The sequence below is a fragment of the Streptomyces sp. NPDC028289 genome, assembly GCF_055565975.1.
In genome coordinates, this window is the sequence record NZ_JBVHTI010000001.1 from 1 (window position 1) to 25,733 (window position 25,733).

Consider the following 25,733-nt stretch of genomic DNA (forward strand, 5'->3'; position numbering starts at 1 on the left):
CGCGCTATGAAAAACGCGCATACATCTTCCTCGGCACCGTCACCGTCGCAGCCCTGGTCATCTGGCTCCGTTCATGATCGCCCGGACACTGCCTAGCCCCACCACCGGGCCGCGGGAGCGGTGGCCGGCTGTGGTCAGGGTGACGCGAGGGTCGCGATGACGGCGATGACGACGAAGATGGCGAAGAACGAGCCGAAGACGATCAGCATCTTCTTCTGACCGTTCTGGGGGTTCGGGTCGAGCACTGGCATGGGGCCAGTCTGGCACCCCCGGGAGGCGACGGACCGAGCGGGGTGGCCGCGACACGGGCCGGCATGGGCCGACAGGGGGCGCCAAGGCGTAGCGGGGGCTCCCAGGGGGCGCGGGGGCCGGCGGAGCCGGTGCGGGGTCAGGCGGTCGCGGCCGCCTCGTCCTCCACGATGCGGTCCCGGCCCGCCAGGACGCCGACGGCCATCTGCGGGATCATCAGGCCGACCATGAGGGCGATCGGCAGGCCCCAGCCGCCGCTGTGCTGGTAGAGCACGCCCACCAGCAGCGGGCCGGGGATGGAGATCAGGTATCCGGTGCTCTGGGCGAAGGCGGAGAGCTGGGCGACGCCCGCGCCGGTCCTGGCCCGCATCCCGACCATGGTGAGGGCCAGCGGGAACGCGCAGTTCGAGATGCCGAGCAGCACGGCCCAGGCCCAGGCGCCGCCGGCGGGCGCCAGGTACAGGCCGGCGTATCCGGCGAGACCGCAGACGCCGAGCGCGATCACGATCGGGCCCTGGTGCGGCAGCCGGGTGGCCACGCGCGGGATGACGAAGGCCAGTGGTACGCCCATCACCATGGTGACGGCCAGCAGCAGTCCGGCCGTGCTCGCGGAGACGCCCGCGTCCCGGAAGATCTGCGCCATCCAGCCCATCGTGATGTAGGCGGCGGTGGCCTGGAGTCCGAAGAACACGGCCAGCGCCCAGGCGGTACGGCTGCGGGTGATCCGCAGGGCGGGCGGCCTGCGCTCCGCACGCGCGCGTGCCCCGGCCTCGCTCTCGGGGGCCGGCGCCGTTCCGCGGTCCCGCACCAGCGGGATCCACGGCAGCACCGCGATCGCCGCGAGCCCGGCCCAGACCGCCAGCCCGGTCTGCCAGCTGCCGCCCAGGGCGTCGGTCAGGGGCACGGTCACCGCGGCGGCCACCGAGGTGCCGGCGGCGAGGGCCATCGAGTACAGGCCGGTCATGGAGCCGACCCGGTCGGGGAACCAGCGCTTGACGATGACCGGCATCAGCACGTTGCTGACCGCGATGCCCATGAGCGCGAGCGCGCTGCCGGCCAGGAACCCGGCGGTGCTCCCGGCGTACGGCCGTATCAGCAGGCCGGCCGTGACGGCCGCCATGCCCGCGCAGACCACGGCCGCGGGGCCGAAGCGGCGGGCGAGGCGGGGGGCCATGACGCCGAAGACGGCGAAGCAGAGCGGGGGCACGGAAGTGAGCAGTCCGGCCACGCTGCCGCTCATGCCGAGGCCGTCGCGGACCTCCTCCAGGAGGGCGCCGAGGCTGACGATGGCGGGCCGGAGGTTGACGGCGGACAGCACGATGCCGACGACGACCAGCCGTGCCGTCCACGCGCGCGCGGGGGTCGCGGGGCTCCCGCCGGATGCCGTCGCCCGAGCTGTCTCAGCCGTCTCGGCTGTTTTGGATACCCCAGGCGTCTCGGTTGTATCGAATGTCTTGAATGTCTTGGATATTTCGGATGTTCCAGAGGCCGTGGTGCCGTTTTCCCTGCCTGCCATGAGGCCATCATAGAATCATAGGATGAATGGTTGTCCATCCCCGGGCAGGCCCGGCCGGTCCCGCCGGGCCCTCGCGTGCGAAGGTGTGTCATGCCTCTGAGCCATCCGCGCCGCTCGGCGCTGTCCGAGCAGGTCATCGCCGCGTTGCGGAACCAGATCACCTCGGGCGAGTGGCCGGTCGGCTCGCGCATCCCCACCGAGCCGGAGCTGGTCGAGCAGCTCGGGGTGGCCCGCAACACCGTCCGGGAGGCCGTCCGGGCGCTGGCCCACAACGGCCTGCTGGACATCCGCCAGGGCTCGGGGACGTACGTCTCCGCCACCAGTGAGCTGGCCGGGGTGATGCACCGCCGGTTCGCCGGGGCCGACCCCCGGCACGTCGCCGAGCTGCGCTCCACCCTGGAGTCGTCGGCCGCCCGGCTGGCCGCGGCCCGCCGCACCGAGAAGGACCTGGGGCAGCTCGACGCCCTCCTGGCACGCCGCGAGCAGGCCTGGCGGTCGGGCGACGCGGAGGCCTTCGTGACGGCGGACGCGACCCTGCACCTGGCCGTGGTGGCCGCCTCGCACAACGACGTGCTGACGGCGATGTACGCCGACCTGGGCGAGGTGCTGCGGGACTGGCTGCGCGCGGACGTCGGCGCCGAGCTGACGCCGCAGTCGTACATGGACCACACCCGGCTGGTCGAGGCGATCCGCGCGGGCGACGCGGACGCGGCCGCGAAAGAGGCGGCGAGCTATCCGTTCCAGTGCCGTCCGGACCGGTTCAGCCCACCTTCTGGTGGCTGATCCACACCGCGCGGACGTCCTGCCAGCAGCGGCCGGAGAGCCGTACGGTCATCGCCGGGCCGGTGTCGACCGGGGAGCCGTCGGTGTCGATGTCCCACCACTGGGCGCACTCGATGTGCAGCCGGACCCGGTCCGTGTCGACGTAGGGGTTGTGGCAGTAGGCCACCACGTGGGAGCCGCGGACGGTGGTCCGGCACGCCGCGCCGAACAGCTGCGGGGCCGGACCGTGTCCGCTCGGCACGCGCGCGTGGGACTCCGCGTCGCAGGGCAGCGACACCACGAGGGCGAGGGCCAGGGTCACCGGGGCCAGGCTGCGGGACAGGCGCACAAGGGGGACCTCCTCGGCCGGGCTGGGGAGGGACATCGCGCGGTGCACGCGCAACCAGGGTGCGCCGCCGCGTCTCCAGGGTGCGCCGCCCGGCGGGCGACGGCCCGGCCGGTGGGCCGAACGGGTGAGGCCCGCACCCTTCGCGGGATGCGGGCCTCGAAGAGTCCGTGCGGGTCAGGCGCCGATGGCGTGCAGACCGCCGTCCACGTGGATGATCTCGCCGGTGGTCTTCGGGAACCAGTCGCTCAGCAGGGCGACGATGCCCTTGCCGGCCGGCTCGGGGTCCTTGAGGTCCCACTCCAGCGGGGAGCGGTGGTCCCAGACGGCGGCCAGGTCGCTGAAGCCCGGGATGGACTTGGCGGCCATGGAGCCGATGGGGCCGGCGGAGATGAGGTTGCAGCGGATGTTCTGCTTGCCGAGGTCGCGCGCGATGTAGCGGCTGGTGGCCTCCAGGGCGGCCTTGGCCGGGCCCATCCAGTCGTACTGCGGCCAGGCGTACTGGGCGTCGAAGGTGAGGCCGACGACCGAGCCGCCGTTCTGCATCAGCGGCAGGCAGGCCATGGTCAGCGACTTCAGGGAGTACGCCGAGACGTGCATGGCGGTGGCGACGGACTCGAACGGCGTGTTGAGGAAGTTGCCGCCGAGGGCGTCCTGGGGGGCGAAGCCGATGGAGTGGACGACGCCGTCGAGGCCGCCGAGCTCCTCGCCGACGAGGTCGGCCAGGCGACCGAGGTGCTCGTCGTTGGTGACGTCGAGCTCGATGACCTTGGTGGGCTTCGGCAGCTTCTTGGCGATGCGCTCGGTCAGCGTGGGCCGCGGGAACGCGGTGAGGATGATCTCGGCACCCTGCTCCTGGGCCAGCTTGGCCGCGTGGAAGGCGATGGAGGACTCCATCAGCACACCCGTGATCAGGATGCGCTTGCCCTCGAGGATTCCACTCATGGTGATCAGTGACCCATTCCCAGTCCGCCGTCAACGGGGATGACGGCTCCAGTGATGTACGAGGCGTCGTCCGAGGCGAGGAACCGCACCGTCGCGGCGACCTCCTCGGGCTCCGCGTACCGGCCGAGCGGCACCTGCGACACGATGGTGGCGCGCTGCTCGTCGGTGAGCACCTTGGTCATGTCGGTGTCGACGAAGCCGGGCGCGACGACGTTGAAGGTGATGTTGCGCGAGCCCAGCTCACGGGCGAGGGACCGCGCGAAGCCGACCAGGGCGGCCTTGGAGGCGGCGTAGTTGGCCTGGCCGGGGCCGCCGTAGAGGCCGACGACCGACGAGATGAGGACGACGCGGCCCTTCTTGGCGCGCAGCATGCCGCGGTTGGCGCGCTTGACGACCCGGAAGGTGCCGGTGAGGTTGGTGTCGACGACCGAGGTGAAGTCCTCCTCGGACATCCGCATCAGGAGCGTGTCCTTGGTGATGCCGGCGTTGGCGATCAGGACCTCGACCGGGCCGTGCGCGTCCTCGATCTCCTTGTAGGCCTGCTCCACCTGCTCGGAGTCGGTGATGTCGCACTTGACGGCCAGGACGCCCAGTTCCTTGAGGACGGCCGGCGGCTCACCGGAGCGGTACGTGACGGCAACCTTGTCGCCGTTGTCGGCGAAAGCACGGGCGATGGCGAGGCCGATGCCCCGGTTGCCTCCAGTGACGAGAACCGAGCGGCTCAACGGATCACCCTTTCGTTCGGTATGACAACCCGCCCGAACAGCTGGCATGACAGGCGGCTTCATCGAAAACCTATCGGTCCCGCCATCGCCGCGGGCAAGCGGGCACCGACAGTGGCTCGGGGGTGTCACTGTCGGGTCCCTACAGAAAGGCCCGGCGCCGGGCCGAAACCTGTGGTCCGTACGCCCGCGGGCGCGACATGATCGGACGGACAGGCCACGACAGCAGGGAGACCTCCGTGCCTCATTCCATCGACGAAGCCTTCACGGCGCTTCCGCTACGGGCCCTGGCCGACGCCGCGCTGGCACGCGCGCGTGCGCTGGGGGCCGAGCACGCGGACTTCCGGTTCGAACGGGTGCGCAGCGCGTCCTGGCGGCTCAGGGACGCCAAACCCGCCGGATCGTCGGACACCACCGACCTCGGGTACGCGGTCCGGGTCGTGCACGGCGGTACCTGGGGCTTCGCGTCCGGGGTGGACCTGACCCTGGACGCGGCCGCCAAGGTCGCCTCCCAGGCGGTGGCGATGGCGAAGCTCTCGGCGCAGGTCATCAAGGCGGCCGGCTCGGACGAGCGGGTGGAGCTGGCCGCCGAGCCGGTGCACGAGGAGCGGACGTGGGTCTCGTCGTACGAGATCGATCCGTTCGCCGTGCCTGACGAGGAGAAGGCCGCACTGCTCGCGGAGTGGAGCGCGCGGCTGCTGGCGGCGAACGGCGTCAACCACGTCGACGCCTCGCTGCTCACCGTCCACGAGAACAAGTTCTACGCGGACACGGCCGGGACCGTGACGACCCAGCAGCGGGTGCGGCTGCATCCGCAGCTGACGGCCGTGTCGGTCGACGAGTCCAGCGGCGAGTTCGACTCGATGCGGACCATCGCGCCGCCGGTCGGCCGCGGCTGGGAGTACCTGACCGGCACCGGCTGGGACTGGGACGCCGAGCTGGAGCAGATCCCGGAGCTGCTGGCCGAGAAGATGCGGGCGCCCAGCGTCGAGGCGGGTCTGTACGACCTGGTGGTCGATCCCTCCAACCTGTGGCTGACCATCCACGAGTCCATCGGCCACGCCACCGAGCTGGACCGCGCGCTCGGCTACGAGGCCGCCTACGCCGGCACCTCCTTCGCCACCTTCGACCAGCTCGGCAAGCTGAAGTACGGCTCCGACCTGATGAACGTCACGGGCGACCGCACCGCCGAGCACGGCCTGGCGACCATCGGGTACGACGACGAGGGCGTCGCGGCCCAGTCCTGGGACCTGGTCAAGGACGGCACGCTCGTCGGCTACCAGCTGGACCGCAGGATCGCGCGGCTGACCGGCTTCGACCGCTCCAACGGGTGCGCGTACGCCGACTCCCCCGGACACGTCCCCGTGCAGCGCATGGCCAACGTGTCCCTGCAGCCGGACCCGGCCGGATTGGCGACGGAGGACCTGATCGGCGGGGTCGACCGCGGGATCTACGTGGTCGGCGACCGCTCCTGGTCGATCGACATGCAGCGCTACAACTTCCAGTTCACCGGACAGCGGTTCTTCAGGATCGAGAACGGCCGGATCACCGGGCAGCTGCGCGATGTCGCCTACCAGGCGACGACCACCGACTTCTGGGGCTCCATGGCGGCCGTCGGCGGCCCGCAGACGTACGTCCTCGGCGGCGCCTTCAACTGCGGCAAGGCCCAGCCGGGACAGGTCGCCGCGGTGTCGCACGGCTGCCCCTCGGCCCTCTTCAAGGGCGTCAACATCCTCAACACCACGCAGGAGGCCGGTCGATGAGCGCCCGTAGCAACAAGCCGCACGAGATCGTCGAGCGCGCTCTGGAACTGTCCCGGGCCGACGGCTGCGTGGTCATCGCCGACGAGCACTCCACCGCCAACCTCCGCTGGGCCGGCAACGCGCTCACCACCAACGGCGTCACGCGCGGCCGTTCGCTCACCGTCGTCGCCACCGTGGACGGCAAGGAGGGCACGGCGTCGGGTGTCGTCTCCCGGTCGGCCGTGACCGCCGACGACCTGGAGCCGCTGGTGCGGGCCGCCGAGGCCGCCGCGCGCGGTGCCGGGCCCGCCGAGGACGCCCAGCCGCTGGTCACCGGCGTGCCGGAGGCGCCGGACTTCACCGACGCACCCGCCGAGACCTCCTCCGCCGTGTTCGCCGACTTCGCCCCGGCGCTCGGCGAGGCCTTCGCACGCGCGCGTGCCGGTGGCCGCGAGCTGTACGGCTTCGCCAACCACGAGCTGGTGTCGACGTACGTGGGCACCTCGACCGGGCTGCGCCTCAGGCACGACCAGCCCACCGGCACGCTGGAGCTGAACGCCAAGTCTCCGGACCGTACGCGCTCCGCCTGGGCCGGACGCTCCACCCGGGACTTCAAGGACGTCGACCCCGGCGCGCTCGACGCCGAGCTCGCGGTGCGGCTCGGCTGGGCCGAGCGGCGCGTGGACCTCCCGGCCGGCCGGTACGAGACGCTGCTGCCGCCGACCGCCGTCGCCGACCTGCTGATCTACCAGCTGTGGTCGGCGTCCGGGCGGGACGCGGCCGAGGGCCGGACGGTGTTCTCCAAGCCGGGCGGCGGCACCCGCGTCGGCGAGAAGCTGACCGATCTGCCGCTGACCCTGCGCAGCGACCCGAACGAGCCGGGCCTGGAGTCCGCGCCCTTCGTCGTCGCGCACTCCTCCGGCGGCGACCAGTCTGTCTTCGACAACGGGCTGCCGGTCGGCGGCACCGAGTGGGTGTCGGGCGGTGAGCTGAAGCACCTGACGACCACCCGGCACACGGCCGGCCTGACCGGGCTTCCGGTCGCCCCGGCGGGCGGCAACCTGATCCTGGACGGCGGCCGGGACCGCTCGCTGGAGGACATGGTCGCCGCCACCGAGCGGGGGCTGCTGCTGACCTGCCTCTGGTACATCCGCGAGGTCGACCCGGCGACGCTGCTGCTCACCGGCCTGACCCGGGACGGCGTCTATCTGGTGGAGAACGGCCAGGTCACCGGGCAGGTGAACAACTTCCGGTTCAACGAGTCGCCGGTGAACCTGCTGGGGCGGGCGACCGAGGCCGGGCGCACGGAAAAGACGCTGCCGCGGGAATGGAGCGACTGGTTCACTAGGGCTGCGATGCCCGCGCTGCGGGTGCCCGACTTCAATATGAGCTCTGTCAGCCAGGGCGTATAACCTCGTACCTGATTACGAGACCACCCAAGGAGATACGAGAACCGTGACGGACATCGTCGACGAGCTGAAGTGGCGGGGGCTGTTCGCCCTGTCCACTGACGAGGACGCTTTGCGCAAGGCGCTCGCGGACGGTCCCGTCACGTTCTATTGCGGTTTCGACCCGACCGCGCCGTCCCTGCACGTCGGGCACCTGGTGCAGGTGCTCACCGTGCGCCGGCTCCAGCAGGCCGGTCACCGGCCGCTGGCGCTGGTGGGCGGGGCGACGGGTCTGATCGGCGACCCGCGCCCGACGGCCGAGCGCACGCTCAACGACCCCGAGACGGTCGCCGGCTGGGTCGGCAGGCTGCGCGCCCAGATCGAGCCGTTCCTGTCCTTCGAGGGCGAGAACGCGGCCGTCATGGTCAACAACCTCGACTGGACCGAGGGCCTGTCCGCGATCGAGTTCCTGCGGGACATCGGCAAGCACTTCCGCGTCAACAAGATGCTGACCAAGGACTCCGTGGCCCGCCGCCTGGAGTCCGACCAGGGCATCAGCTACACGGAGTTCAGCTACCAGATCCTCCAGGGCATGGACTTCCTCCAGCTGTTCCGGCGGTACGGCTGCACGCTCCAGCAGGGCGGCAGCGACCAGTGGGGCAACCTCACGGCGGGGCTGGACCTGATCCACCGCCTGGAGCCGCACGCCAGTGTGCACGCGCTGGCGACGCCGCTGATGACCAAGGCGGACGGCACGAAGTTCGGCAAGACCGAGGGCGGAGCCATCTGGCTCGACGCCGAGATGACGACGCCGTACGCGTTCTACCAGTTCTGGCTGAACGTGGACGACCGGGACATCTCGTCGTACATGCGGATCCTGTCCTTCAGGTCCCGTACGGAGCTCGAGGAGCTGGAGAAGCAGACCGAGGAGCGTCCGCAGGCGCGGGCGGCGCAGCGGGCGCTGGCCGAGGAGCTGACGACGCTCGTCCACGGGGCCGACCAGACGGCTGCCGTGATGGCCGCGTCCCGTGCCCTCTTCGGGCAGGGCGAGCTGGCGGAGCTGGACGACCGGACGCTGGCCGCGGCACTGTCCGAGGTGCCGCATGTCCGGGTCGCCGAGCTGGGTCCGGTGGTCGACCTGTTCGCCGAGGTCGGGCTGGTGGCCTCCAAGTCCGCTGCGCGGCGGACCGTGAAGGAGGGCGGGGCCTACGTGAACAACGTGAAGGTGACCGCCGAGGATGCAGTGCCGGATCGTGCGGAGCTGCTGCACGGGCGGTGGCTGGTGCTGCGGCGCGGGAAGAAGAATCTGGCGGCGGTGGAGGTCGTCGGTTCGTAGACGCCGTAGGGGTGCGGGGTGCGTTGTCGGCCGCGGGTTCGACGTGGCTGGTCGCGCAGTTCCCCGCGCCCCTTTCGGGGCGCTTGAGTTCGGGGCGCCGTGAAGTGCCGGGCGCTGTGACGTTCGGGGCGTCTCAGATGCGCTGCTTTCGCTTTCCCAGGGTCGCCATGTACGCCATGTCGCCCAGGAAGACGATGATGATGGCCGCCACCAGCTGGAACAGGTGACGGGTCCAGTCGATGCCCGGTGTCGCCGCCACGCCCGCCGCGCGGGCGACCGCGTTGCCGGCGATGGCGCCCAGGATGCCGAAGATGGTCGTCAGCCAGAGGGGGCTGTGCTGCTTGCCCGGGATGATCGCCTTCGCGATCAGGCCCAGCACGAAACCCACGATGATCGCCCACAACCAGCCCATGACTGCCTCCTCGTACGGCTCGACGTGAGCATTACGCCAAGTCTCGGCCCGTACGTCGTACGGCGCATGTCGGTACCGCCGTACGCGCTACGGCGCAGGGCGTTCACGCAGGCAGGGGGCGACCCGGTCTCGAAGGCGGCGCAGGCGCGGCGTACCGTGGGAAGGGTCCTGGCCCGGTTCCCCGAGCGGGTGCGGACCGGGTACGGGCCGGGGAGTGTCCGATGCGGGCGGATGGTGGAATGTGATGCGGAAACAGCGCGGCGACGGCAACGTCCAGGTGTTCCGGATCACCGGAGCCCGTACCGGCCTGGCGGAGGACGTACGCGGCCGGCAGCGGCGGTACGTCATCTCGATGGGCATCCGGACCATGTCGGTGATCCTCGCGGTGACGTTGTGGAACGTCGAACGGTATGTCGCCGTCGTGGCCCTGGTGCTGGGGGCGCTGCTCCCCTATGTCGCCGTCGTCGTCGCCAACGCCGGACGGGAGCGGCCGCAGTCGCTTCCGTCGACCTTCGGGGTCGCGCCCACCCGGCTGATGATCGCGCCGCCGCGGGCGGAGGAGACGCAGGCGGAATCCGTCCCGGAGGACGTGGTGGCGGATCCCGCGGCGGGCGCCGTGCGGGGCGAGCGGCCGGAGTCGGTCTGAGTGCCGGGGACGTGGTGCGGACGGTCGGGGACTCCGCCCGAAGCTCAAGAAATGCTCAGATCAATCGTGCTGTTCCAGTGCCGGGCCAAGGGTGACCCGTGACATACTGCGTACGCGCTCCGCATCCCCCGTCGGAGCGACGGACCGACGCCGGGCAGCTCCCCCCGTGGCTGCTCGGCGTCGCCTTGTTTACGGGGCTTTTGTGCGAGACGACGCGGTGCGAGACGAAGCGATGAGTGACGTTATCTGTTCGGCGAAGGGCTGTCGGGCCGCCGCGGTGTGGGTGCTGGCGTGGAACAACCCGAAGATCCACACGCCGGAGCGGCGCAAGACCTGGCTCGCCTGTGAGGAGCACCGGGAGCATCTCTCGCAGTTCCTGGGGGTGCGGGGGTTCCTGAAGGACGTCGTGCTGTTGCGGGAGTGGGAATCGCCCGAGTCGCCCGAGCAGGACGGGTAGGCCTGGTTGGCCCGGTAGGCCGGGCTAGCCGCCGATCGCGGACATCGGCCGGTCCGGCTGCACGAACTGCGGGTCGTCCAGTCCTGCCCCCGCCTTCTTGCCCCACATCGCCAGCCGCCACCTGCGGGCGATCTCCTCGTCCGCCGCGCCCGAGCGGAGCGCACCGCGCAGGTCCGTCTCCTCCCGCGCGAACAGGCAGGTCCGTATCTGGCCGTCGGCCGTGAGGCGGGTGCGGTCGCAGGCCGCGCAGAACGGGCGGGTGACCGAGGCGATGACGCCGACGCGGTGCGGGCCGCCGTCGACCAGCCAGCGCTCCGCCGGGGCCGAGCCGCGGTCGCCCGCGCCCTCAGGGGTGAGGTCGAAGCGGGTGCGGAGCGAGGCGAGGATGTCGCCGGCCGTCACCATGCTGTCCCGCTTCCAGCCGTGCTGGGCGTCGAGGGGCATCTGCTCGATGAAGCGCAGTTCGTAGTCGTGGGCCAACGCCCAGGCGAGGAGGTCGGGGGCCTCGTCCTCGTTCAGTCCCGGCATCAGGACCGTGTTGACCTTGACCGGGGTGAGACCGGCGTCGTGGGCGGCCCGCAGGCCGTCCAGCACGTCCTGGTGGCGGTCGCGGCGGGTCAGGGTCTTGAAGACGTCCGGGCGGAGGGTGTCCAGGGAGACGTTGACCCGGTCCAGGCCGGCCGCCCTGAGGGCCGTCGCGGTGCGGCGCAGGCCGATGCCGTTGGTCGTCAGGGACATCCGGGGGCGGGGGGCCAGGGCCGCGACCCGCTCCACGATGCCGACCAGGCCGGGGCGCAGCAACGGCTCACCGCCGGTGAAGCGCACCTCCTCGACACCCAGCAGGCGGACGGCGATGTCGATCAGCCGGACGATCTCGTCGTCCGTGAGCAGGTCGGGCTTGGCCAGCCACTGCAGGCCCTCCTCGGGCATGCAGTACGTACAGCGCAGGTTGCACCGGTCGGTCAGCGAGACTCTCAGGTCGGTGGCCACCCGGCCATAGGTGTCGATGAGCACGCGGGCCCCCTCCCTCGTCGCGGATCAGATCTCTGCCGTCACATGCGAGCCTACGTGACGGCACCGACATCGTGAGAGGCCCGATACCACGAGGTACGACGCGGCCGCGTCGTAGGATCCTATGATCCCGTCGACGCGGCCAGTCGTACGAAGCTCAGTGCGCTCCGGTGCCGGTCAGGGACCGCACCTCCAGCTCCGCGTACTTGCCGGCGTCCGGGACCTCCTTCGAGAGCAGAGTGCCCACGACACCGAGGAGGAATCCGACCGGGATCGAGATGATGCCCGGGTTCTCCAGCGGGAACCAGTGGAAGTCGACGTCCGGGAACATCGACGTCTCCTTGCCGGACACCACCGGTGAGAACAGCACCAGGCCGACCGCGGTGACCAGGCCGCCGTAGATCGACCAGAGGGCTCCGGCCGTGGTGAACCGCTTCCAGAAGAGGCTGTAGAGGATGGTCGGCAGGTTGGCGGAGGCGGCGACCGCGAAGGCGAGGGCCACCAGGCCGGCGACGTTCAGGTCACGGGCGAGGGCGCCGAGGAGGATGGAGACGGCACCGATGCCGACGGTGGCGTACCGGGCCGCGTTGATCTCCTGCTTCTCGGTGGCCTGGCCCTTCTTGATGACGTTGGCGTAGATGTCGTGCGCGAAGGACGACGAGGACGCCAGGGTGAGGCCCGCGACCACCGCGAGGATCGTCGCGAAGGCCACCGCCGAGATCGTGGCCAGCAGGATCGCGCCCCAGGTGGAGTCGACGCCGCCCAGGTGGAGGGCGAGGAGGGGCGCCGCGGTGTTGCCGGACTTGTTGGACGCGATGATCTCGTCGGGTTTGATCAGCGCGGCCGCGCCGAAGCCGAGGGCGAGGGTCATCAGGTAGAAGGCGCCGATCAGGCCGATCGCCCAGAGGACCGACTTCCGGGCCGCCTTGGCGGTGGGCACGGTGTAGAAGCGGATCAGGATGTGCGGCAGGCCGGCGGTGCCGAGGACCAGGGCGATGCCGAGGGAGAGGAAGTCCAGTTTGCTGGTGCCGGTGGCGCCGTACTTCAGGCCGGGCTCCAGGAAGGCGGACCCCTTGCCGCTGTTGTCGGCGGCCTTGCCGAGCAGGTCGGAGACGTTGAAGTGGAACTTGGCCAGCACCATGAAGGTCAGCAGCAGGGCGCCCGCGATGAGCAGCACGGCCTTGACCATCTGGACCCAGGTGGTGCCCTTCATGCCGCCGATGGTGACGTAGACGATCATCAGGACGCCGACCAGGGCGACGATGCCGATCTTGCCGCCGTCGCTCGTGATGCCGAGGAGGAGGGAGACGAGGACGCCCGCACCCGCCATCTGGGCCAGCAGGTAGAAGATCGAGACGACGATCGTGGAAGTGCCGGCGGCGGTGCGGACCGGACGCTGGCGCATGCGGTAGGCCAGCACGTCGCCCATGGTGTAGCGGCCGGAGTTGCGCAGCGGCTCGGCGACCAGGAGCAGGGCGACGAGCCAGGCGACCAGGAATCCGATGGAGTACAGGAAACCGTCGTAGCCGAACAGGGCGATGGCGCCGGCGATGCCGAGGAAGGACGCGGCGGACATGTAGTCACCGGAGACGGCGAGGCCGTTCTGGAAGCCGGTGAACTGGCGGCCGCCCGCGTAGAAGTCGGCGGCGTCCTTGGTCTGGCGGCCGGCCCAGACGGTGATGACGAGGGTCGCGGCGACGAACACCGCGAACAGGGTGATGATCAGCGTCCGGTGCTCGCTCGCCTCGCCGGCCGCCAGTGTGATCGCGGGGCTCATGCGCCGCCCTCCATCCGGGACTTGATGGCCTCGGCCTGGGGGTCGAGCCTGGCGGCGGCGTGCCGGGCGTACCACCAGGCGATGAGGAACGTGGTGAGGAACTGGGCGAGGCCGAGGACCAGGGCCACGTTGACGTTGCCGACGACCTTGGTGCCCATGAAGTCGTCCGCGTAGCTGGAGAGCAGGACGTACAGCAGGTACCAGGCGATGAAGGCGATGGTCAGGGGGAAGGCGAAGGAGCGGTGGGAGTGCCGCAGTTCGGCGAACTCCGGACTCTGCTGCACCTCGGCGAACTCCTCGCCGGAGGGGTGCCGGGTCTGTGTGTTCGAGGGCGGTGGTGTCTCGGTGGCCACGGAGTCTCCTCGCGATACGGACATGCGGATTCTGACCTCACAGACATGTGGACCACGCACGCGAAGTAGTGGGGCGACTCCGGTGCGTGATTCCGACGGGGGGCCTCGATCCTGCTGTGGCTCCCTCCCCGAGGTCACGGCGCCACGCGTGGACAGGTTCAACTCGCCGGGGTTCTTTCGGAAGTCGTCGGCGCAAGTCACCTCCGGTCATTGCTGGCCGGTGAGTGCGGGAGATAGCTTCGGCCCTGCACCACCCGTCATGTACCTGCCCAAGCGCCCACTCGCGTCTTGGGCGGGCCCGTTTTTCGGCTGATGTCCTTCGGTCGATGTTCCGGATGATGTGGAGACCCCATGGCTCATCTGCGTTCCAGACGCGGACTGGCGCTCGCCGTCCCGGTGGTCCTGTCACTGACAGCCTCGCTCGGCCTCCTGCCGGCGGCGGCTTCCGCGGTCCCGCTGCCCGCCCGGGCGACGCAGTCGGCGGACGGGCCGGACCTGGCCTATGTCGTCAACACCAGGACGGACCACCGCACCATCGAGTCGGTGCAGCGGGCGATCACCCGCAACGGCGGCACGATCATCGCGACGTACGACACGATCGGCGTGATCGTCGTGCACTCGGCGAACCCGGACTTCGGCACGGCGCTGCGGGCGGTGCGCGGGGTGCAGTCGGCGGGCGCCACCCGGACGGCTCCGCTGAGCGCGGCGGGGACCACGGACGAGGGCGCGGTGCAGGTCCTGTCGAAGGCGGAGGCCGCGAGGGTCGAGCAGAGGTCGACGGCCGGCCAGGAACCCCTTGAAGCGGACCAGTGGGATCTGCGGACGATCGGCGCCGACAAGGCCGCCGCGATCGACCCGGGGAGCCGCTCGGTGACCGTCGGCATCATCGACACGGGTGTCGACGACACCCACCCGGACATCGCCCCGAACTTCTCCGCCTCGCAGTCCGCCAACTGCGTGAGCGGCAAGGCGGACACGACGTACGGGGCCTGGCGGCCGGTGGACGCCGACCACTACCACGGCACCCACGTCGCCGGTGAGATAGCCGCGGCCCGCAACGGGATCGGCGTGGCCGGCGTGGCACCGGGCGTGAAGGTCGCGAGCATCACGGTGGCCCAGCCCGACGCGACGCAGCTGTTCTACCCGGAGAGCGTGGTCTGCGCCTTCGTCTTCGCCGCCGACCACGGCATCGAGATCACCAACAACAGCTACTACGTGGATCCGTGGCTGTACAACTGCATGGACGACCCTGATCAACGTGCCATCGTTGACGCGGTCAACAGGGCTCAGCTGTACGCGCAGCGCAAGGGCACGCTCAACGTGGCCTCGGCGGGCAACTCGAACGACGACCTCGACTCACACGCCCTCACGGACACCTCCAGCCCGGACGACTCGACGGCCACCACCCGGACGGTCGACCCGCACGAGTGCTTCGACGTGCCGACCCAGCTGCCCGGTGTGGTCACCGTGAGCGCGGTCGGCGTCAACGACACGAAGTCCTACTACTCCAGCTACGGCCAGGGCGTCGTCGACGTGGCGGGCCCGGGCGGCGACAAGTACCAGATCCCGGACACGCCGTCGAAGAACGGCCGCATCCTGTCGACCCTGCCGAACGACCAGTACGGCTTCCTCCAGGGCACCTCGATGGCGTCCCCGCACGTGGCCGCGGTGGCCGCGCTGCTGAAGTCGACGCATCCGCACGCCACTCCGGCCCGGCTGCTGGCCCTTCTGAAGGCCGAGGCGGACAACCCGGGCTGCCCGGCCGGCCCGTACGACGGTGACGGCGACGGCGTCGTCGACGCCACCTGCGTGGGCGGCAAGCACGTCAACGGCTTCTACGGCTCCGGTGTCGTCAACGCGCTCCGCGCGGTCAAGTAGTCACCGCAGAGCAGGACTTCCCGCACGGCATGCCCGTTCCGCGAACGAACTGGAGACCTCAGATGACCGCGCCCCAGTCACGCCACCGTCGCGTCCTCGCCCTCCCGCTCGGCATGGCCATGGCCACGGCCCTCGCCTTCCTGCCCAACGTCTCGGCGTCCGCGGCCGAGACCGGCGTCGCCACGGCAGCCGCCGCGTCGACGGCCGCCGCCAGTGACCCGACGTCCCTCAGTTATGTCGTCAACGTCCGTCCCGGACAGCGCACTTCCGAACGCGTCCAGAAGGCGATCGAGCAGGCCGGCGGTTCGGTGGTGATCGCGTACGACGAGATCGGCGTGATCGTCGTCCACTCCGCGAACCCGGACTTCGCCATGATCATCCGCAAGGTGCCCGGCGTGGACTCGGCCGGGAACACCCGCAACGCGCCGCTGCCCGCCCAGTCGACCACCGACGTGGGCACGCCGGAGGTGCTCAGCTCCGAGCAGGTCGCGGAGGCGGACGCCCAGGCGACCGACGGGCAGGACCCGCTGGAGCCGCTGCAGTGGGACCTGCCCGCCATCAAGGCGGACAAGGCGCACGAGAAGACGCTGGGCAGCTCGAAGGTCACGGTCGCCGTCATCGACACGGGCGTCGACGACACCCACCCGGACATCGCCCCCAACTTCTCCGCCGCGCAGTCCACCAACTGCGTCTCGGGCAAGCCGGACACGACCTACGGGGCCTGGCGGCCCACCGCGGCGGAGAGCCCGCACGGCACGCACGTGGCGGGCGAGATCGCGGGCGCCAAGAACGGGATCGGCATCACCGGTGTGGCGCCGGGCGTCAAGGTGGCGGGCATCAAGGTCGCCACCACCGCCGGGTACTTCTACACGGAGGCCGTGGTCTGCGGCTTCGTGTGGGCGGCCGAACACCACATCGACGTGACCAACAACAGCTATTACACCGACCCCTGGTACTTCAACTGCACCGACGACCCGAACCAGAAGGCGCTCGTCGACGCCATCACCCGGGCCTCGCAGTTCGCGGAGCGCAAGGGCACGGTCAACGTCGCGGCGGCCGGCAACGAGAGCTACGACCTGGCCTCCCACTCGATCACCGACCCGGTCTCGCCGAACGACGGCACGCCCGTCGACCGGGTGATCGACCCGCACAACTGCTTCGACATTCCGACCCAGCTGCCGGGTGTGGTCACGGTCGCGGCGACCGGCGCGAAGGGCCTCAAGTCGTCGTTCTCCAACTACGGCCTCGGAGTCATCGACATCGCCGCGCCGGGCGGCGACTCGACGGCCTACCAGGCGCCGGCGCCCCCTGCCACCAGCGGCCTGATCCTGGGCCCGCTGCCGGGCGGCAAATGGGGCTACATGGCCGGTACGTCGATGGCGACCCCGCACGTCGTCGGCGTCGCCGCATTGATCAAGTCAACCCATCCGCATGCCTCCGCCGCCCTGGTGAAGGCCCTGCTGTACGCCGAGGCGACCGCCACGCCGTGCACCGACCCGTACGACATCAACGGCGACGGCAAGGTCGACGCGGTGTGCGAGGGCTCCAAGAACCACAACGGCTTCTACGGCTGGGGCACCGCCGACGCGCTGGCGGCCGTGACCAGGTAGCCGGGTCAACCCCGAGCATATATATTGATCCGGTCAATAATGCATAGTGCAGTCATGACTGGAATCAAGTACGCATGGTCCGCGCTGGGCGGCGATCCGTCGCTGCCCGCGCGGGTCACGACCGTGACGCGCACGGGCACGCTCCCGGCGCACCTTCCGGTGCGGCAGCTCGCCCGCGCCTGCGTCGGCGTGTGCGCGCTGGCCGCCGCCGAGCTCGGGGCCCGGCGGACCGGTGCCGCGGAGGTACCCGGGGTCCGGGTGGACGACGGGGCCGTGGCGGCGGCGTTCACCAGCGAGCGCCACCTGCTGGTCGACGGGCGGGCACCCGTGCAGTTCGCCCCGCTGTCCAGGTTCTGGCGTGCGGCGGACGGGTGGGTGCGTACGCACGCCAACTACCCCCACCACAGGACCCGGTTGCTGGGCGCGCTCGGCCTGCCGCAGAGCGCCTCCCCGGAGCAGGCCGCGGCCAGGATTTCCGAGCTGCCCGCACTGGACGTGGAGGACGCGGTCTACGGTGCCGGCGGACTCGCCGTGGCGCTGCGCTCGCCCGGTCAGTGGGCCGGGCACGAGCAGGCGGTCGCGGTGGCCGCGCGGCCCCTGGTCGAGCGCGACCGCGTGGACACGGGTCACGCGCGCGTGCTGCCGCCGCTCGACGCCGGAACCGCTCCCCTGCTGCCCGCGGCCGGCCTGCGCGTCCTGGACCTGACCCGGGTCCTCGCCGGCCCGGTCGCCACCCGCACCCTCGGACTGCTGGGCGCCGACGTCCTGCGCCTGGACGCGCCGTGGCTGCCCGAACTCCCCGACCAGCACGCCGACACGGGCTTCGGGAAGCGCTCGGCGAAGCTCGGCCTGACGACGGACCGGGCGGCCTTCGAGGAGCTGCTGGCCTCCGCGGACGTCGTGGTCACCGGCTACCGGCCGGGCGCCCTGGACCGGTTCGGGCTCTCCCCCGAGGCGCTGGCCGAGCGGCGGCCCGGGCTGGTCGTGGCCCAGGTGTCGGCGTGGGGCGCGTACGGGCCGTGGGGCGGGCGGCGGGGCTTCGACAGCCTGGTCCAGGTCGCCACCGGCATCGCGGAGACCGAGGGCGCGCCGGACCGGCCGGGCGCGCTGCCGGCGCAGGCGCTGGACCACGGCACCGGCTATCTGCTGGCGGCCGGCGTGCTGCGGGCGCTGACCGAGCAGTCGTCCGACGGGGGCAGCAGGTTCGTACGGCTGGCTCTGGCCCGGACCGCGCGGTGGCTCACGGAGGAGCTGGAGCCGGACCCCGGGGCCGGCGAGCCGTACGACGGCCCGGACGCCTGGCTCGCCGAGACGGACAGCGCGCTGGGGCGGCTGCGATACGCGCGTCCGCCGTTGTCCTTCGCGGGCGGCCCGGCCGACTGGGCGCGGCCGCCGGTGCCGTGGGGGTCGGATGCTCCGCGTTGGGCGTAGCCGCCGGGATCGAAGGTAGGGCGGCCACGGCTCGTCGGGCGTGCGCGCACATCGGGGTGGCCGGAAACGTACGAATGGGTGGTATGCCGTTCCGTCAGCTGTTTTCCTGTACTTGCCCGCTTCTGTCATGGCTGGTGGAGCTCAGGGGGGCCGTTGACACGACCGACCGCCGAGGTGGCCGCGAGCGGCCCCGCGAGACGCCCGGGGACTTGGCGGGCCGTCGCCGTCCTGGTGCTGGCGGCGGTGGCCGCGCTGGTACCGCTGGTCGGGCCGTCCGTCGCGCTGCGGGGCACCGGGGAGGCCGCGGCGCCCGGAGTGGGCGGTATCGCCCTGCTGCGCGGGGTGCTGTTCGCCGCGTTGTGCGTGCCGGCCGGTGAGCTGTTCGTGGACCGGCTGGCCCGCCGGCTGCCGGACCCGCCGCCCGAACGGCCGCCGAGCTGGACGGTGTTCGCGGCCGGTGCCGGTTTCGTCGCCGCGCTGGGGCTCGCGTCGGTCGTGTCGACGGGCAACCTGGTGCCGCGCTCCCTCGCCGACATCGACGTGGGCGGCCTGTACCGGTCGCGCGACGGCAGGCTGGCCCTGATCGAGGTCAACGCCTTTCTGCTGGCCGGTCTGTGCGCCCGCTCGCGCCGCCCGGCGACCCAGGTGTGGCCGCTGGCGGCGGTGGCCGTCGCCGAGGCGCTGCGCGCCCATCCGGCGCCCGAGCACGACCCGTTGCCCGGCTCCGCGCTGACCCTGGTGCACCTTGCGTGCGCGACGCTGTGGGTGGGCGGTCTGCTGCACGCGCTGCGCATGCTGCGCCGGTGGCGCGGCCGGGAGGCCGGGGCGGCGCTGCTCGGGCTCTACGCGCGTGTGGCGGCCGTACTGCTTGCGGCCATCACCGCGACGGGAGTGTGGAGTTCGCTGCGGCGTATGCCCCCGGACACGGTCCTGGACCAGCTGACGACGACGGCGTACGGGCGCACCCTGCTGGCCAAGGTGATCCTCGTCGCCGCCGTCGCCGTGCTCGCGCTGTGGGCGCGGTTCCGGCTGCGCCGGGCGGCCGACCCGCTGACCGCGTACGTTCCCGCGCGGGCCGAGGTGGCCGTGCTGGGGGTGGTGGTCGCGGTGTCGGGGCTGCTGACGGCTCTGCCGCTGCCGATCAGGTGGACGTGACCCGGTCAGCCGTTGGTGACGAGCACCTTCAGGGCGGTGCGCTCGTCCATCGCCTTGTAGCCGTCCGGCACGCCCTCGATGCCGACGGTGAGGTCGAAGACCGGCGACGGGTCGATCGTGCCGTCGAGGACGTCGGGCAGCAGGTCGGGGATGTAGGCGCGGACCGGGGCGACACCGCCGCGCAGGGCGAGGTTCCGGTCGAACATGACGCCGAGGTCCAGGCCGGTGCCGCTGCCGTGCGGGACGCCGACGAAGCCGATCGCGCCGCCGTCACGGCTGATGTCGACGGCCGTACGCATCGACTGCTCGGTGCCCACGGCCTCGACGACGGCGTGCGCGCCCTGGCCCCGGGTGAGTTCGCGTACGGCGTCCACGGCCGCGTCCCCGCGTTCGGCGACGACGTCGGTGGCGCCGAAGCGGCGCGCGATGTCGGTGCGCACCTCGTGCCGCCCCAGCGCGATGATCCGCTCGGCGCCCAGCCGCTTGGCGGCCAGCACGGCGCACAGGCCGACCGCGCCGTCCCCGACGACGGCGACCGTGGCACCGGGCCGGGCGCCCGCGCCGAGGGCCGCGTGGTGGCCGGTGCCGAGCACGTCGGAGAGGGTCAGCAGTGCGGACAGCAGGTGGTCGTCGGAGGCGGCGTCCTTGGGCAGCTGGACCAGGGTGCCGTCGGCGAACGGGACCCGCACGGCCTCGCCCTGGCCGCCGTCGTACCCCACGGAGCCCCAGAAGCCGCCGTGCTCGCAGGACGTGGTCAGGCCCTCACGGCAGTAGTCGCAGACGCCGTCGGACCACATGAAGGGGGCGACCACGAGGTCGCCGCGCCGCACGGTGCCCACCTCGGACCCGGTCTCCTCGACCACGCCGAGGAACTCGTGGCCGATGCGCTGCCCCGGCTGCCGGGCCGACTCACCGCGGTACGCCCAGAGGTCGCTGCCGCAGATGCAGGCGCGCAGCACCCGCACGACGGCGTCGGTGGGCAGCTGCACCACGGGCTCGGGCACGTCCTCCACGCGCATGTCGAACGGGGCGTGGATGGTGGTGGCGCGCATGGCGAGGGTCCTTCTCGTGCTGTGGCGTGGATGCGCTCACGGGGTGGTCGAGCGCACTTCACGGTACGCCGTGGCCGGTGCGGGGCGCGCGTCGAGGGTGCCGCGGACCAGCAGGAACTGTGCCGCCGTGTAGGTGAGCATGATCCAGAAGTCGGGTCGCGGCAGCTGCGGCCAGTCGGCGACGCCGGTCGCGATCAGCGTGTCGGAGAGCATGAAGAGCGCGCCGCCGAGCCCGGCGAGCGGGCCGAGCCGGGTGGCGGCGGTGTACGCCATGGCGGTGAGCAGGGTGCTGTAGCCGGCCACGGGGACGCGCAGGCCGCTCGGCAGGTCCGGCCAGAGCAGGGCGACCAGGGCGACGAGGGCGGCCGAGTAGGCGAAGGCGAGGAGACGGGCACGCGCGCGTGGCGGGCCCTGGCGGCGGAAGAGGACGAGATAGCAGACGTGTCCGGCGGCGAAGGAGGCCATGCCCGCCATGAAGGCGGGATCGGCGTCGGAGAGGAGCAGGACGTCGCCGCCCCAGCCGCACAGCAGGGCGGCGACGAGGAGCCGTGGGGCACCCGCGCGGGCGGCGGACGCGGCGAGCAGGGGCATCAGGAGCACCTTGGCGACGGCGTGCCCGGTGTGGAGGCCGACGGCCAGGAAGGCGAGGTCGAGAAGAACGGCGAGGGCGAAGGCGGCGAGCAGCGCCCGGGACGCTCTCACGCGGCCACGGACTCCTCTGCCTGCTCCACGGCGGGCGCCGGCGCCCAGCCCGGCCCCCGGAACACCCGCCCGGCCCGCTCCCGCCAGCTGCCTGCGGCCCGGATGTCCTTGGCGATGGCGACGTACTCGTGGGTGGCCACCTTGACCGGGTTGAACGTGTTGATGTTCTTGGTCAACCCGTACACGGGCCGTTCGGTCTCCGGCACCCAGGACCCGAACAGCCGGTCCCAGATGATCAGGATCCCGCCGAAGTTGCGGTCCAGGTAGCCGCCCTGGGAGGCGTGGTGCACGCGGTGGTGGGAGGGCGTGTTGAAGACGAACTCGAACCACCGGGGCATCTTGTCGATGCGTTCGGTGTGGATCCAGAACTGGTAGACGAGGTTGGCCGAGGAGCAGAAGGCGAGCGCGGCGGGGTGCACCCCCACGGCCACCAGCGGGACGTAGAACGGCCAGACGGTCAGCGAGGTCCAGGGCTGGCGCAGCGCGGTGGAGAGGTTGAACTTCTTGCTGGAGTGGTGGACGACGTGGCAGGCCCACAGGATGCGGATCACGTGGTGACCGCGGTGGGACCAGTAGTAGAAGAAGTCCTGCGCGAGCAGCATCAGCGGGACCGTCCACCACAGGACGGGCACGCGCAGCGGGGTCAGTGCGTATACCGCCGTGTAGATCATGACGATCGGGATCTTCCACACGAAGTCGAAGACGAGCGACCCCAGCCCCATGCCGATGCTCGTGGCGGCGTCCTTGGCCTGGTACCCGGCGGCATCGTCGTCGGGATGGACGCGGTAGCTGATCACCTCGATCACGGTGAGCAGCACGAAGGCGGGTATCGACCACAGCACGACATCGGGCAGGTTCGGCATGTGGGCACCGTAGAACCGCCCGCCGACCGCGGCTAGACGTTGTTACCCACAAGTATTGACGGCGGTATGCGCTTGCTTGTTGGCGATCTCCGCCAATGAGCTAGACCCCGGCCGCCACCAGCAGACTCCCCGCCGCGTACGTGACCCCCATGGCCAGCGCGCCGCCCAGGACGTTGCGCAGCACCGCCGGACGCACCTCGGCCGCTCCCAGGCGGGCGCTGGCCCAGCCGGTCAGGACCAGCGCCGCCAGTACCGAGCCCACCGTCACCGGGAGCCGCCAGCCGGACGGCGGCAGGACGATCGCGAGCAGCGGGAGCAGCGCCCCCACGGTGAACGCCAGGAAGCTGGCGAGGGCCGCGTTCCAGGGGCTGGTCAGCTGGTCGGGGTCGATGCCCAGTTCCACGCTCGCGTGGGCCTTCAGGGCGTCGCGTTCCGTCAGCTGGACCGCCGCCTCGCCGGCCACCTCCCGGGACAGGCCGCGGCGCTCCAGCAGTTCGGTCAGTTCCTCCAGTTCCGCCTCGGGCTGCTCCTTCAGCTCGCGCTTCTCCTGCGCCAGTGCGGCGAGTTCGGAGTCGCGCTGGGTGGACACCGAGACGTACTCCCCCGCCGCCATCGACATGGATCCGGCGAGCAGGCCCGCCAGACCCGCCGTCAGCAGGGCGTTGCGGTCGGCCGTGGCGCCCGCGACGCCGACGACGATGCCCGCCGTCGACACGATGCCGTCGTTCGCGCCCAGGACGGCCGCCCGCAGCCAGTTCAGCCGCGAGCCGAGGGCTCCGCCGTGGGCCTCGTTGTCGTGCGTGGGTTCGGTCACAGCAGGGAGGATCGCACCCCGAGGCCCATGGGCGCCGTACCGACGTCACCAGACCCGTACCGAAGCCCCTCGCGCGAACACCGGACTCGTCGCGTCGGCCGGCGGTTCCGGCAGCGGTTCGGCGATCTCCGCCACCGTCGGTCCCACCTTCGCCGCGATCGGGTCCAGGAGATCCAGGTCGAAGCCGTACACGCGGGCCGCGTTGCCGCCGAGCATCGCGGCCAGCTCGTTCTGCGGGACGCCGGCGAAGGCGAAGCGCAGGCCCTCCCTGGTGTACGGGTACGTGCCCTCGTCGTGCGGGTAGTCGCTGCCCCACATGATCTTGTCCAGGCCGATGCGGTCGCGCAGCGGCACCTCGTGCGGGCGCATGAAGCTGGCGCCGACGAAGCAGTTCTCGTGCCACACCTCGGAGGGCGGCCTGCCCATCGACTCCGCGAGGCCCACCCCGAACTTCGCCTCCGCGGTCGTCGCCTGCGCCGCAGCCAGCAGCCGGCCGTGGTAGTAGTCCAGCATCGCCAGGACCCCGGGTATCCAGCCGGAGCCCTGTTCGGTCAGGACCAGTCTCAGGTCCGGGTGGCGGCGGAAGGCACCGCCGAAGACCAGGTGCCACAGCGCGCGGTGCGAGAACCAGGTCGTCTCGACCATGAAGACCGCGCGGGCGGCCGGTTCGTCGCCGAGCGGCGGGGACGCGGAGCCCGCGTGGTGGTTGACGGGGACGCCGAGTTCCGCGCAGACGGCCCAGATCGGGTCGTACACGCGCGCGTGCAGTTCGGGCAGGCCCGAGCCGGGCGGGGTGCCGGGGAGCATCAGGCCGCCTTTCAGACCGGCCCCGGCCGCCCGGCGGATCTCCTTCACGGCCTCCTCGACGTCGTTGAGGAGGATCTGGAAGACGCCCGCCCGGCGGCCCGGCGCGGCGGCGCAGAAGTCGGCCAGCCAGCGGTTGTGGGCGCGCAGGCCCGCCCAGCGCCGCTCGTACTCCGCGGCCGTCGGCGCGGGGGCCATGAGCGAGCCGGACGGGAAGAACGGCGGGATGGTGTTCGGGAAGATCACCTCCGCGACGATCCCGTCCTCCTCCAGCTCCGCGAGCCGCCGCGCGGAGTTCCAGTTCCGGTCCGCCGAGTCGGCGAGCAGGTCCTCGTACGGGTTGACGTACGTCGCCGCCCACAGGTCGAAGTCGTCCTGGTACCGCTTCTCCAGGTAGGGGCGGTAGTCGAGGAGGTCCGCCCCGGCGTGGCAGTCGGCCGAGATCACCGTGTAGCGGTCGTCGCTCACGACGTCACCCCCAGAACCGGGAAGTCGTTGTCGGTCAGCCAGTGGCGGCCCACCTCGCGCGAACGGGCCCAGGACGCCTCCACCGCCGCCTGGTCGGCCGGCTGGCCGAGGTCGGACGGGGCCGGGCCGATGCGCCGGGCGAGCGGTGTCAGGCGTTCCACGTCGAAGCCGAAGGCCTCGGCGGCCGCGAGGCCGAGCATTCTGCGGGTCTCGGTCACCGGGATGTCGTGGAAGGTGCGGCGCAGCCACGCGCGCGTGTCCGGCCAGGTGCCCTCGGGGTGCGGGAAGTCGCTGCCCCAGAGGATGTTGTCGACGCCGATCTCGTAGCGCTGGGCGAGTTCCCGGCGCTTGGTGTTCGTGGCGCAGACGAAGACCTGCCGGTCCAGGTACTCGTGCGGCGGGCGGGTCAGCTCCTCGAAGGGGGAGAGTTTCTTGCCGCCGTGCGCGCCGAGGTAGAGGCGGTCCATGAACCACAGCAGGTTCGGCAGCCACCAGCAGCCCGACTCGGCGACGCCGAAGCGCAGTCCGGGATGGCGTTCGAAGACGCCGGACCAGAGCAGGAACCACAGCGGGCGGGCCGGCCACCACGTCACCTCGCTGACGTAGATGCCGAGATGGTCGCCGTACTCGTCGCGCGGGGCCGCGCCGGAGTGGGTGAGGACCGGCATCCCGCACTCGGCGGCCGCGGCCCAGACCGGGTCGTAACGGCGGTCGTGGTAGGGCTCCTTGTCGACCCACATGGCGGGGATCATCAGGGCGCCGAGACCGGACTCCTTCGCGCGGTACACCTCGGCGACCACGCGGTCCGTCGGGGCCGTGACCGGCAACAGGGCCACCCCGCAGTGCCGTTCGGGGTGCTCCGACACGAAGTCCGCGAGCCAGCGGTTGTGGGCCCGTGCTCCCGCCATGCCCAGCTCCGGGTCGTGGTCCCCGGACAGGCCGAGGCCGACGCCGAAGGGCGCCGCGGTCCGGCTGTCGACCGCGTCGGCGTCCGGGAAGACCACCTCGGCGGCCACCCCGTCGCCGTCCAGCTCCTTCACCCGCTGCGCGGCGTCCCACCCCCCGCGCAGCCCCTCCTCGTTGTCCTGGAACCACTTGGCCGCGAACGCCTCGTTCCGGATGCCGAGCCGGGTCATCTCCTCCTGGCGGCGCTCCCGCCCCGCGAGGAACTCGTCGAAGTCCCGGTGGAACCGGGTGTCCAGATAGGGCCGGTACTCCTCGGTGGGGAGACCGGCGTGGCAGTCGGAGGAGATGATCAGGTATGGGTCGTCGTACGCGGTCACCACTGCCCCCT

General features: G+C 71.6%; 25 protein-coding genes. 10 read left to right on the plus strand and 15 right to left on the minus strand.

Features of this window, described 5'->3' with window-relative positions; translation table 11 throughout:
- Positions 1 to 134 precede the first annotated feature (134 nt).
- Positions 135 to 251, minus strand: coding sequence for an SGM_5486 family transporter-associated protein (locus ACZ4UV_RS00005; RefSeq protein WP_351498514.1), 117 nt, complete (start codon positions 249 to 251; stop codon positions 135 to 137).
- 137 nt (positions 252 to 388) lie between these two features.
- Positions 389 to 1,765 carry a CynX/NimT family MFS transporter gene (locus ACZ4UV_RS00010; RefSeq protein WP_467834944.1) on the minus strand — a complete coding sequence of 459 codons (1,377 nt, stop codon included), beginning with the start codon at positions 1,763 to 1,765 and terminating at the stop codon, positions 389 to 391.
- Positions 1,766 to 1,855: 90 nt separating this feature from the next.
- Here ACZ4UV_RS00010 and ACZ4UV_RS00015 point away from each other — a divergent pair, with 90 nt between their 5' ends.
- Positions 1,856 to 2,548 carry a FadR/GntR family transcriptional regulator gene (locus ACZ4UV_RS00015; RefSeq protein WP_351498509.1) on the plus strand — a complete coding sequence of 231 codons (693 nt, stop codon included), beginning with the start codon at positions 1,856 to 1,858 and terminating at the stop codon, positions 2,546 to 2,548.
- Here ACZ4UV_RS00015 and ACZ4UV_RS00020 read toward each other — a convergent pair.
- The 3 genes from ACZ4UV_RS00020 to fabG all read right to left on the minus strand — a co-directional run bounded on the left by ACZ4UV_RS00020 (position 2,526) and on the right by fabG (position 4,543).
- The gene (locus ACZ4UV_RS00020; RefSeq protein WP_451018425.1) at positions 2,526 to 2,876 is read right to left on the minus strand and encodes a hypothetical protein; all 351 of its coding nucleotides are present in this window, start codon (positions 2,874 to 2,876) and stop codon (positions 2,526 to 2,528) included. The two genes, ACZ4UV_RS00015 and ACZ4UV_RS00020, sit on opposite strands and share 23 nt — an antisense overlap.
- Positions 2,877 to 3,050: 174 nt before the next feature.
- Positions 3,051 to 3,818, minus strand: a complete 768-nt coding sequence (gene fabI / locus ACZ4UV_RS00025) for an enoyl-ACP reductase FabI (RefSeq protein ID WP_046727988.1) — start codon at positions 3,816 to 3,818, stop codon at positions 3,051 to 3,053.
- 5 nt (positions 3,819 to 3,823) lie between these two features.
- The gene (gene fabG / locus ACZ4UV_RS00030) at positions 3,824 to 4,543 is read right to left on the minus strand and encodes a 3-oxoacyl-[acyl-carrier-protein] reductase (protein WP_351498506.1); all 720 of its coding nucleotides are present in this window, start codon (positions 4,541 to 4,543) and stop codon (positions 3,824 to 3,826) included.
- A 197-nt stretch (positions 4,544 to 4,740) separates the two neighbouring features.
- On the opposite strand from fabG, the gene ACZ4UV_RS00035 reads away from it, so the two are divergent.
- From ACZ4UV_RS00035 to tyrS, 3 genes are read left to right on the plus strand one after another with little or no spacing between them, the layout of a single operon-like run.
- Positions 4,741 to 6,303 carry a TldD/PmbA family protein gene (locus tag ACZ4UV_RS00035; RefSeq protein WP_467834949.1) on the plus strand — a complete coding sequence of 521 codons (1,563 nt, stop codon included), beginning with the start codon at positions 4,741 to 4,743 and terminating at the stop codon, positions 6,301 to 6,303.
- Entirely contained in the window at positions 6,300 to 7,694 is a 1,395-nt protein-coding gene (locus tag ACZ4UV_RS00040; RefSeq protein WP_467834952.1) for a metallopeptidase TldD-related protein, read from the plus strand. The genes ACZ4UV_RS00035 and ACZ4UV_RS00040 overlap by 4 nt, the downstream gene beginning before the upstream one ends.
- Positions 7,695 to 7,737: 43 nt before the next feature.
- Positions 7,738 to 9,006 carry a tyrosine--tRNA ligase gene (gene tyrS / locus ACZ4UV_RS00045; RefSeq protein WP_390038591.1) on the plus strand — a complete coding sequence of 423 codons (1,269 nt, stop codon included), beginning with the start codon at positions 7,738 to 7,740 and terminating at the stop codon, positions 9,004 to 9,006.
- Positions 9,007 to 9,139: 133 nt separating this feature from the next.
- Here tyrS and ACZ4UV_RS00050 read toward each other — a convergent pair whose 3' ends face one another.
- A complete protein-coding gene (locus ACZ4UV_RS00050) occupies positions 9,140 to 9,418 on the minus strand; it encodes a GlsB/YeaQ/YmgE family stress response membrane protein (protein ID WP_390038589.1) in 279 nt (92 codons plus the stop codon).
- Between the two features lie 244 nt (positions 9,419 to 9,662).
- Between ACZ4UV_RS00050 and ACZ4UV_RS00055 the strand changes: the two genes are divergently transcribed.
- Together ACZ4UV_RS00055 and ACZ4UV_RS00060 are read left to right on the plus strand one after the other, a co-directional pair.
- Positions 9,663 to 10,064 (plus strand): DUF3099 domain-containing protein, encoded by a 402-nt coding sequence (locus ACZ4UV_RS00055; RefSeq protein ID WP_390038587.1) that lies wholly within the window; start codon positions 9,663 to 9,665, stop codon positions 10,062 to 10,064.
- Positions 10,065 to 10,296: 232 nt separating this feature from the next.
- Positions 10,297 to 10,521 carry a hypothetical protein gene (locus ACZ4UV_RS00060; RefSeq protein ID WP_351498496.1) on the plus strand — a complete coding sequence of 75 codons (225 nt, stop codon included), beginning with the start codon at positions 10,297 to 10,299 and terminating at the stop codon, positions 10,519 to 10,521.
- Positions 10,522 to 10,545: 24 nt separating this feature from the next.
- Here ACZ4UV_RS00060 and moaA read toward each other — a convergent pair whose 3' ends face one another.
- From moaA to ACZ4UV_RS00075, 3 genes are all read right to left on the minus strand, one after another.
- Complete coding sequence (gene moaA, locus ACZ4UV_RS00065) at positions 10,546 to 11,535, minus strand: GTP 3',8-cyclase MoaA (RefSeq protein WP_451018417.1); 990 nt, start codon at positions 11,533 to 11,535, stop codon at positions 10,546 to 10,548.
- 154 nt (positions 11,536 to 11,689) lie between these two features.
- Complete coding sequence (locus ACZ4UV_RS00070) at positions 11,690 to 13,309, minus strand: solute symporter family protein (RefSeq protein WP_451018416.1); 1,620 nt, start codon at positions 13,307 to 13,309, stop codon at positions 11,690 to 11,692.
- A complete protein-coding gene (locus ACZ4UV_RS00075; protein WP_451018415.1) occupies positions 13,306 to 13,662 on the minus strand; it encodes a DUF485 domain-containing protein in 357 nt (118 codons plus the stop codon). The genes ACZ4UV_RS00070 and ACZ4UV_RS00075 overlap by 4 nt, the downstream gene beginning before the upstream one ends.
- 351 nt (positions 13,663 to 14,013) lie before the next feature.
- On the opposite strand from ACZ4UV_RS00075, the gene ACZ4UV_RS00080 reads away from it, so the two are divergent.
- The 4 genes from ACZ4UV_RS00080 to ACZ4UV_RS00095 all read left to right on the plus strand — a co-directional run bounded on the left by ACZ4UV_RS00080 (position 14,014) and on the right by ACZ4UV_RS00095 (position 19,736).
- On the plus strand, positions 14,014 to 15,540 hold the full coding sequence (locus tag ACZ4UV_RS00080; RefSeq protein WP_451018414.1) for a S8 family peptidase: 1,527 nt from the start codon (positions 14,014 to 14,016) through the stop codon (positions 15,538 to 15,540).
- Positions 15,541 to 15,602: 62 nt separating this feature from the next.
- Positions 15,603 to 17,150 carry a S8 family peptidase gene (locus ACZ4UV_RS00085; RefSeq protein ID WP_467834959.1) on the plus strand — a complete coding sequence of 516 codons (1,548 nt, stop codon included), beginning with the start codon at positions 15,603 to 15,605 and terminating at the stop codon, positions 17,148 to 17,150.
- A 54-nt stretch (positions 17,151 to 17,204) separates the two neighbouring features.
- Positions 17,205 to 18,581 (plus strand): CoA transferase, encoded by a 1,377-nt coding sequence (locus ACZ4UV_RS00090; protein WP_451018412.1) that lies wholly within the window; start codon positions 17,205 to 17,207, stop codon positions 18,579 to 18,581.
- Positions 18,582 to 18,734: 153 nt separating this feature from the next.
- On the plus strand, positions 18,735 to 19,736 hold the full coding sequence (locus ACZ4UV_RS00095) for a CopD family protein (protein WP_451018411.1): 1,002 nt from the start codon (positions 18,735 to 18,737) through the stop codon (positions 19,734 to 19,736).
- 5 nt (positions 19,737 to 19,741) lie between these two features.
- Here the strand turns inward: ACZ4UV_RS00095 and ACZ4UV_RS00100 are convergent, their stop codons facing one another.
- The 6 genes from ACZ4UV_RS00100 to ACZ4UV_RS00125 all read right to left on the minus strand — a co-directional run bounded on the left by ACZ4UV_RS00100 (position 19,742) and on the right by ACZ4UV_RS00125 (position 25,722).
- Entirely contained in the window at positions 19,742 to 20,788 is a 1,047-nt protein-coding gene (locus ACZ4UV_RS00100; RefSeq protein ID WP_451018410.1) for a zinc-dependent alcohol dehydrogenase family protein, read from the minus strand.
- 36 nt (positions 20,789 to 20,824) lie between these two features.
- Positions 20,825 to 21,490 carry a lysoplasmalogenase gene (locus ACZ4UV_RS00105; RefSeq protein WP_467834963.1) on the minus strand — a complete coding sequence of 222 codons (666 nt, stop codon included), beginning with the start codon at positions 21,488 to 21,490 and terminating at the stop codon, positions 20,825 to 20,827.
- On the minus strand, positions 21,487 to 22,353 hold the full coding sequence (locus ACZ4UV_RS00110; protein WP_351501607.1) for a sterol desaturase family protein: 867 nt from the start codon (positions 22,351 to 22,353) through the stop codon (positions 21,487 to 21,489). The genes ACZ4UV_RS00105 and ACZ4UV_RS00110 overlap by 4 nt, the downstream gene beginning before the upstream one ends.
- 100 nt (positions 22,354 to 22,453) lie before the next feature.
- Positions 22,454 to 23,167 (minus strand): VIT1/CCC1 transporter family protein, encoded by a 714-nt coding sequence (locus ACZ4UV_RS00115; protein WP_467834966.1) that lies wholly within the window; start codon positions 23,165 to 23,167, stop codon positions 22,454 to 22,456.
- Between the two features lie 45 nt (positions 23,168 to 23,212).
- Positions 23,213 to 24,439, minus strand: coding sequence for an amidohydrolase family protein (locus tag ACZ4UV_RS00120; protein WP_351501603.1), 1,227 nt, complete (start codon positions 24,437 to 24,439; stop codon positions 23,213 to 23,215).
- Positions 24,436 to 25,722, minus strand: a complete 1,287-nt coding sequence (locus tag ACZ4UV_RS00125) for an amidohydrolase family protein (protein WP_451017438.1) — start codon at positions 25,720 to 25,722, stop codon at positions 24,436 to 24,438. The genes ACZ4UV_RS00120 and ACZ4UV_RS00125 overlap by 4 nt, the downstream gene beginning before the upstream one ends.
- Positions 25,723 to 25,733 lie beyond the last annotated feature (11 nt).

What these genes read in the sequence shown, in the direction of transcription:
- ACZ4UV_RS00060 (WP_351498496.1), top strand. Translation starts at nt 10,297, where the DNA reads ATGAGTGACGTTATCTGTTCGGCGAAGGGCTGTCGGGCCGCCGCGGTG.
- ACZ4UV_RS00085 (WP_467834959.1), top strand. Translation starts at nt 15,603, where the DNA reads ATGACCGCGCCCCAGTCACGCCACCGTCGCGTCCTCGCCCTCCCGCTC.
- ACZ4UV_RS00015 (WP_351498509.1), top strand. Translation starts at nt 1,856, where the DNA reads ATGCCTCTGAGCCATCCGCGCCGCTCGGCGCTGTCCGAGCAGGTCATC.
- ACZ4UV_RS00010 (WP_467834944.1), bottom strand. Translation starts at nt 1,765, where the DNA reads ATGGCAGGCAGGGAAAACGGCACCACGGCCTCTGGAACATCCGAAATA.
- ACZ4UV_RS00100 (WP_451018410.1), bottom strand. Translation starts at nt 20,788, where the DNA reads ATGCGCGCCACCACCATCCACGCCCCGTTCGACATGCGCGTGGAGGAC.
- ACZ4UV_RS00055 (WP_390038587.1), top strand. Translation starts at nt 9,663, where the DNA reads ATGCGGAAACAGCGCGGCGACGGCAACGTCCAGGTGTTCCGGATCACC.
- ACZ4UV_RS00080 (WP_451018414.1), top strand. Translation starts at nt 14,014, where the DNA reads ATGGCTCATCTGCGTTCCAGACGCGGACTGGCGCTCGCCGTCCCGGTG.
- ACZ4UV_RS00110 (WP_351501607.1), bottom strand. Translation starts at nt 22,353, where the DNA reads ATGCCGAACCTGCCCGATGTCGTGCTGTGGTCGATACCCGCCTTCGTG.
- ACZ4UV_RS00050 (WP_390038589.1), bottom strand. Translation starts at nt 9,418, where the DNA reads ATGGGCTGGTTGTGGGCGATCATCGTGGGTTTCGTGCTGGGCCTGATC.
- ACZ4UV_RS00070 (WP_451018416.1), bottom strand. Translation starts at nt 13,309, where the DNA reads ATGAGCCCCGCGATCACACTGGCGGCCGGCGAGGCGAGCGAGCACCGG.
- ACZ4UV_RS00035 (WP_467834949.1), top strand. Translation starts at nt 4,741, where the DNA reads ATGATCGGACGGACAGGCCACGACAGCAGGGAGACCTCCGTGCCTCAT.
- ACZ4UV_RS00040 (WP_467834952.1), top strand. Translation starts at nt 6,300, where the DNA reads ATGAGCGCCCGTAGCAACAAGCCGCACGAGATCGTCGAGCGCGCTCTG.
- ACZ4UV_RS00090 (WP_451018412.1), top strand. Translation starts at nt 17,205, where the DNA reads ATGACTGGAATCAAGTACGCATGGTCCGCGCTGGGCGGCGATCCGTCG.
- ACZ4UV_RS00005 (WP_351498514.1), bottom strand. Translation starts at nt 251, where the DNA reads ATGCCAGTGCTCGACCCGAACCCCCAGAACGGTCAGAAGAAGATGCTG.
- fabI (WP_046727988.1), bottom strand. Translation starts at nt 3,818, where the DNA reads ATGAGTGGAATCCTCGAGGGCAAGCGCATCCTGATCACGGGTGTGCTG.